Origin of the sequence: Burkholderia sp. Cy-637 (assembly GCF_011753175.1) — a bacterium.
Lineage (GTDB): Bacteria > Pseudomonadota > Gammaproteobacteria > Burkholderiales > Burkholderiaceae > Burkholderia > Burkholderia gladioli.
The window spans coordinates 1-1,098 of record NZ_VWWC01000391.1 but is presented as its reverse complement, the minus strand read 5'-3'; the positions used below and the strand labels follow the sequence as shown (position 1 = coordinate 1,098).

The 1,098-nt window shown below is 62.4% G+C and carries 1 protein-coding gene; it reads right to left on the bottom strand.

Translation table 11 applies throughout. From position 1 onward, the window contains the following. A partial coding sequence (gene tuf / locus F3J10_RS35765; protein WP_205200606.1) for an elongation factor Tu occupies nt 1–1,098 on the bottom strand: 1,098 nt, incomplete at its 5' end.

Below are 1,098 nucleotides of genomic sequence, written 5' to 3'. Positions count from 1 at the left end.
TTAGTCGAGGATCTTGGCGACGACGCCGGCGCCGACGGTACGGCCACCTTCGCGGATCGCGAAGCGCAGGCCTTCTTCCATCGCGATCGGAGCGATCAGCTTCACCGTGATCGACACGTTGTCGCCCGGCATGACCATTTCCTTGTCCTTCGGCAGCTCGATCGAGCCCGTCACGTCCGTCGTACGGAAGTAGAACTGCGGACGGTAGTTGTTGAAGAACGGCGTGTGGCGGCCGCCTTCGTCCTTGCTCAGCACGTACACTTCAGCCGTGAAGTGCGTGTGCGGCTTGATCGAACCCGGCTTGGCCAGAACCTGGCCACGCTCCACGTCTTCACGCTTCGTGCCGCGCAGCAGGATACCCACGTTGTCGCCAGCCTGACCTTGGTCCAGCAGCTTGCGGAACATTTCCACGCCCGTGCAGGTCGTCTTCTGCGTGTCCTTGATGCCGACGATTTCGATTTCTTCGCCGACCTTCACGATGCCACGCTCGACACGACCCGTCACCACCGTGCCGCGACCCGAGATCGAGAACACGTCTTCCACCGGCATCAGGAACGTACCATCGACCGCGCGCTCCGGCGTCGGGATGTACGTGTCCAGCGCATCGGCCAGGCTCATGATCGCCGTCTCGCCCAGCTCGCCCTTGTCGCCTTCCAGCGCCAGCTTCGCCGAACCCTTGATGATCGGCGTGTCGTCGCCCGGGAAGTCGTACTTCGACAGGAGTTCGCGAACTTCCATCTCGACCAGCTCGAGCAGTTCAGCGTCGTCCACCATGTCGCACTTGTTCAGGAACACGATGATGTACGGAACGCCAACCTGACGCGCCAGCAGGATGTGCTCACGCGTTTGCGGCATCGGGCCGTCAGCGGCCGAGCACACCAGGATCGCGCCGTCCATCTGCGCGGCACCCGTGATCATGTTCTTCACGTAGTCGGCGTGGCCCGGGCAATCGACGTGTGCGTAGTGGCGGTTCGCCGTTTCGTACTCGATGTGCGCGGTGTTGATCGTGATGCCACGTGCCTTTTCTTCCGGCGCCGCGTCGATTTCGTCGTACTTCTTCGCTTCGCCGCCGAACTTCGCCGACAGAACCGTTGCGAT